Source organism: Bradyrhizobium sp. P2_E8 (assembly GCF_056403875.1).
In genome coordinates this window covers 1-5495 of the sequence record NZ_JBFUES010000492.1, presented here as the reverse complement: position 1 = coordinate 5495, position 5495 = coordinate 1, and the positions used below count along the sequence as shown (strand labels likewise).

Here is a 5495-nt window from a genome sequence, read left to right as displayed (position 1 = left end):
GTTCTGGACTATCTGCATCACCTGATTTTGCCGAGCTTGGTGCTCTCGCTCGTTCACGTCGCGATCTGGAGCCGCTACATGCGCACGGCGACACTCGATGCATTGAGTCAGGATTTCGTCAAGACGGCGCGCGCCAAGGGTGTCAGCGAACGCCGCATTTTGCTGAAGCATGTCGTCGGCAATGCATTGCTGCCGATGATCACGCTGGCAGGGATGCAGCTGCCCAGCATTCTGACCGGCGCATTGGTCACGGAGACGGTGTTTACCTGGCCCGGAATGGGTCGGCTGTTTCTCGACAGTCTCGGTTACAGCGACTATCCCGTCGTGATGGGGCTGTTGATATTCTCGGCCATCCTAGTCGTGTTGGGCAACCTGATCGCAGACATCATCATCGCCACCGTCGACCCGCGTATTCGCCTGGGTTGAGCCCGCGGACTCGTGCCTGATAACAGGAGGCAGCAGAAATGACCGTCATCGCCGCGCACGCTACTCCGACTCGCTGGTGGCACAGCCGTGCGGCATACCGCTTCATGCGCCATCATCTGGCGCTCGCCGGGATCGCGATGATCAGCCTGCTCGTGCTGGCGTGCGTCATAGGCCCCTATGCCTTGCCGTACGACTCGCTCCATATTGATCTGCGCGCCCGCTTTGCTCCACCTCTCAGCGGTCAGCACTACTTCGGCACCGACCCCTTGGGACGTGACTTGGCCGCACGGCTCTTGATGGCCGGGCGCATCTCGCTGCTGGTGGGATTCTCCGCGATGTTGCTGTCAACGCTGATCGGCACCCTGGTCGGCGTCACGGCGGGCTATCGCGGTGGCTGGGTCGGGGCGGCGCTGATGCGAACCGTGGACGGCTTCCTGTCCTATCCCTCGATCTTCCTCGTGCTGGCGCTGGCCGCGACGCTGCGGCCGAGTCCCGTCATGATCACCGTCATCATTGCCGTCACGAGCTGGATGGAGACTGCCAGGATCGTCGAGGCCGAAGTCCGCTCGCTGCGCGAGCGCGAATTTGTCCAGGCTGCACGCATGGTGGGGCTCAGCGGGAAGCATATTATGTTCCGCGAGATCTTGCCCAATGCCATGGGTCCAATCATCGTCGCCGCCAGCCTGGCGGTCGCCCGCGCAATTCTGCTGGAAGCCTATATCAGCTTCCTCGGCTACGGCATCCAGCCGCCACTGCCCAGCTGGGGCAACATGCTCAACGGCGCCCAGCAATATCTGGCGAGCGCTCCATGGCTCGCCATCATTCCCGGTGCCGCGATCACGATCGCGGTGACGAGCTTCAACTTCATCGGCGACGGCCTCCGAGATGCCCTTGACGTTCGAGACGACCACATTTGACAGTTCGACCTGAATGCGATCCGCGCGCAACAGGGCACCCCGCAACGTATGAGAGCAAGCGCCATGCACGCGCCGCGAGTTGAAGACAAGGCGACACCCTACTGGTGGGAAGCCGCCCCGCTTACCCCGCTGCCTCAGCAGCCATTGCCCAGGAATCTCGACGTGCTGATCGTGGGCGCGGGCTATGCCGGACTTTCGGCTGGTCTGGTGCTCGCGCGCGAAGGGCGCTCGGTTGCAGCCTTTGATGCGATGGATCCGGGTGAAGGGGCCTCGACGCGCAACGGCGGAATCACCAGCGGAACGATTCGTCCGGATTACGCGACGCTTACGCGGCGGTTCGGCGAAGAGAAGGCGCTGGCGATCGAGGCCGAAGGCAAGGCCGCTCGCGAATTCCTGTACGATTTCATCAAGACGGAAGGTCTCGTCTGCGACTTCCAGCCGGTGGGGCAGTTCAAAGGCGCTTTCGGCTATGAACAATACGAAGCCATGGCGCGTACTGCGGATAGGCTCGCGAAGAAACTCGGGATAGAAGCTTATGCGGTTCCTTACGCCGAGCAGCGCAAGTACGTTGGTACGGATGTCTATCGCGGCGGCACGGTTCGGATGGACATCGGCGGGCTGCACCCTGCGAAGTTTCACTCCGAACTGCTACGCGTGGCACTCGCTTCGGAGTTGACCGTCCACGGACGAACACCGGTCATCTCAATCGACAGAGATGGCTCCGGTTTCCGCGTACTGACCGCGGCCGGCACGGTGCGGGCGCGTCAGGTGCTGGTCTGCACCAACGGTTACACCGATGCTGCCGTGCCCTTCCTGCGCCGCAGGCTGGTCCCGGTCCGCAGCCGGATCATTGCGACCGAGGAGCTCGCGCCTGACGTCATGGCGCGGCTGATGCCGAAACGCATGATGATCACCGAGAACCGGGAGGTCGGCTTCTATTACCGGCCCTCACCGGACGGCAAACGCATCTTGCTCGGCGGCCGCGACAGCTCCCGCGTCGGCGATCCCGCCGCTCCGAAGCTGCTTCTCCGCAAGGGCCTGATCAATCTGTTTCCGGAGTTGGAGGCCGTTCGCCTCTCGCACAGCTGGTTCGGCAATGTGGCCATGAACCGCGACATGATTCCGCGCATCTTCGAGAAGGACAGTGTCGTCTATGCCACCGGCTTCTGCGGGTCGGGCGTGGTCTGGGCGCCATGGGTCGGTATGCACGCGGCCCACAAGCTCATGGGACATGAGGAGCGGGCGCGCACGGCCTTTGACTTCCGGCCTCCGGCCTTCATCCCGTTCTATCGGGGTAATCCCTGGTTCATGCCAGCCTTCATCCAGGGTTACCGAATGCACGACCGGATCGCGATGTGGCGCGCCAGTCGGTGATAGCCGCCAGCACAGCGTGAATTCCAGAGGCACTGCCGCCTCCCGAAAGAAGACGAACCATGCATTACGTATCCACACGCGGTCATTCAGGCCGCAAGCAGTTCTGCGAGGCACTGCTTGAGGGCCTGGCCCAGGATGGTGGGCTGTATGTCCCTGAGACCTACCCTCGCGTGGATGACGCTACACTGGACGCGTGGCGCAGCCTGTCCTACCCCAGCCTGGCTTTCGAGATCCTGTCGCTCTACGTCAGCAATATTCCGCCCGTCGACCTGAAGGCAATCTGTGAAAAGACCTATACGCCCGAGGTCTTTGGAAGCCCCAAGATCTCGCCACTGCGAAAGCTCGAGAACGGTCTTTACCTCCAGGAATTGTCCAACGGTCCGACGCTGGCGTTCAAGGACATGGCTATGCAGTTGCTCGGCAATCTGCTCGAGTACGAGCTGGCGCGCCGGCATCAGGAATTGAACATTCTTGGCGCGACCAGCGGCGACACCGGCAGCGCCGCGGAATACGCCATGTGCGGAAAGAAGGGGGTGCGGGTCTTCATGCTGTCACCCCGTAGGCGGATGAGCGCCTTTCAACAAGCTCAGATGTTCAGCCTACAAGACGAAAACATCCACAACATCGCCATCGATGGTGTGTTCGACGACTGCCAGGACATCGTCAAGCGTGTGTCCGGCGATCTGGAATTCAAGCAGCGATACAAGATCGGTGCGGTGAATTCGATCAATTGGGCGAGGCTGCTGGCGCAGGTCGTCTATTACTTTTATGGGTATCTACAAGCGACCGAGGGGCGGTCGGCAGGTGCAAGCTTTACCGTGCCGTCAGGAAACTTCGGAAACATCTGCGCCGGTCACGTCGCGCGGATGATGGGACTTCCGATATCCCGCCTCGTCCTTGCGACCAACGAGAACGACGTGCTCGACGAGTTCTTCCGCACCGGCATCTATCGCGTGCGAAGCCGAACCGACACGCTTGAAACATCGAGCCCGTCAATGGACATTTCCAAGGCCTCTAATCTCGAGCGTTTCGTGTTCGACCTGCTCGGTCGCGACGCTGGTCGGACCAAACTACTGTTTGAGGATCAACTCAGGGAACGCGGGGCCTTCGATCTAAGCGAAGATCCCTGCTTCGCCGATGCGGCAGCCCGTTTCGGCTTCCGCAGCGGCAGGAGCACCCATGCCGATAGGCTGGCGACGATCCGTGATACGTGGGAGCGCTTTGACACCATGATCGACCCGCACACTGCCGATGGTGTGACGGTCGCGCATATGCACGGCTCCCCCGAGGAGCCGATGATCGTGCTCGAAACTGCACTGCCGATCAAATTCGCTGCGACGATCAGGGAAGCGTTGGGCCGCGAGCCGGATCGTCCAGAGCGTTTCGACGGCATCGAAGACTTGCCGAAACGGGTCAAGGTCCTCCCTGCGGACGCACAGGCGGTCAAGGACTACATCGCGCGCATTGTGCAGGCCTGCTGAGCGGACGAACCGGGAACTGCTGCGCCATGGCCGTTTTTACCGAATTGTCATTCGACGAGGTCGCCGCGTTCTTTCGAGCGCTGGGTCTTGGCGCGCCTCGTTCCGTTCGCGGCGTCACCAGCGGAATTGAGAACACGAACTATTTCGTCGATACGGATGGCGCAAGGTATGTGCTCACCTTGTTCGAGCGCCTCACATTCGAGCAGCTGCCGTTCTACCTGCACTTCATGAAGCATCTTGCGGTGCGCGGCATGCCCGTGCCGGATCCGGTTGCTGACACACATGGCGCGATCCTTCACTCTCTGAGGGAACGGCCCGCGGTGGTCGTCAACAGGCTTCCGGGTGTAAGCGAGGTGGAACCTACGGCCGCCCATTGCAGTTCCGTCGGGGAGTGCCTGGCGCGTCTGCACCTGGCCGGGAGCGACTACCCACGACAACAGTCAAATCGGCGTGGCCTTCAATGGTGGAACGAGGTCGTGTCGGTGCTCGGCCGCTACGTATCCGCCGGACAGCGCTCGCTGCTCTCGACTGAATTGGCGTTTCAGAACGAGCTCGCTTTGTCCTCGACCTATAGGCAACTCCCCAAGGGGCCGATTCACGCCGATCTCTTCCGCGACAACGCGTTGTTCGAGAAGGGGCGCCTGTCCGGTGTGATTGATTTCTATTTCGCCGGATGCGACACGTTCCTGTTCGATATAGCGGTGTGCCTCAACGATTGGTGCGTCGATGGCCTCACCCGCCGCCACAATATCGAGCGAGCCGCCGCTTTCCTGGGTGCTTATGAGAGCGCCCGGCCGCTGACGTCCTCCGAACACAGGCTGCTTCCTGCCATGCAGCGCGCTGCGGCATTCCGGTTTTGGCTGTCGCGCCTCTGGGATGTGCACCAGCCGCGGCGGGCTACGCTCCTCAAGCCACATGATCCCAGCCACTTCGAGCGCATCTTGCTCATGCTCCGGGGAGAGTTCGCATTATCATGATCGTTCAGTTTGCGACAGCGAGGATGGGGATACGATGGCGCCGACCCTAGAATACCGGGTTCGCGAGCTTCTTTCGCAAATTCAGGCGGAGGGCCTCTACAAGCGCGAGCGGGTGATCACTGGCGCGCAGGCGGGCCGGATCCGTGTGGTTTCGCAGTCCTCCGAGCGCGAGCTCGTCAATCTCTGCGCCAACAACTATCTGGGTCTCGCCGATCATCCCGAAATCATCGCAGCCGCAAAGCGAGGCCTGGATGAGTTCGGGTTTGGCATGGCATCCGTGCGCTTCATCTGCGGTACGCAAACCCTGCACCGCGAACTCG

General features: G+C 61.5%; 5 protein-coding genes and 1 pseudogene. All 6 read left to right on the top strand.

Annotated elements, in window-relative coordinates; all coding sequences use genetic code 11:
* On the top strand, nt 1–426 hold a 426-nt coding region (locus tag AC1D00_RS24505; protein WP_477012422.1), incomplete at its 5' end, for an ABC transporter permease.
* A 38-nt stretch (nt 427–464) separates the two neighbouring features.
* Complete coding sequence (locus AC1D00_RS24500) at nt 465–1343, top strand: ABC transporter permease (protein WP_110116970.1); 879 nt, start codon at nt 465–467, stop codon at nt 1341–1343.
* 63 nt (nt 1344–1406) lie between these two features.
* Entirely contained in the window at nt 1407–2717 is a 1311-nt protein-coding gene (locus AC1D00_RS24495) for an NAD(P)/FAD-dependent oxidoreductase (RefSeq protein WP_477012421.1), read from the top strand.
* Nucleotides 2718–2776: 59 nt separating this feature from the next.
* The gene (gene thrC, locus AC1D00_RS24490) at nt 2777–4198 is read left to right on the top strand and encodes a threonine synthase (RefSeq protein ID WP_135178251.1); all 1422 of its coding nucleotides are present in this window, start codon (nt 2777–2779) and stop codon (nt 4196–4198) included.
* Between the two features lie 26 nt (nt 4199–4224).
* Complete coding sequence (locus AC1D00_RS24485) at nt 4225–5175, top strand: homoserine kinase (RefSeq protein ID WP_135178250.1); 951 nt, start codon at nt 4225–4227, stop codon at nt 5173–5175.
* Between the two features lie 34 nt (nt 5176–5209).
* Nucleotides 5210–5495: pseudogene (locus AC1D00_RS24480) on the top strand (glycine C-acetyltransferase); the annotation flags it as partial.

Coding starts and splice junctions, on each gene's coding strand:
- AC1D00_RS24500 (WP_110116970.1), top strand. CDS start 465: ATGACCGTCATCGCCGCGCACGCTACTCCGACTCGCTGGTGGCACAGC.
- AC1D00_RS24495 (WP_477012421.1), top strand. CDS start 1,407: ATGCACGCGCCGCGAGTTGAAGACAAGGCGACACCCTACTGGTGGGAA.
- thrC (WP_135178251.1), top strand. CDS start 2,777: ATGCATTACGTATCCACACGCGGTCATTCAGGCCGCAAGCAGTTCTGC.
- AC1D00_RS24485 (WP_135178250.1), top strand. CDS start 4,225: ATGGCCGTTTTTACCGAATTGTCATTCGACGAGGTCGCCGCGTTCTTT.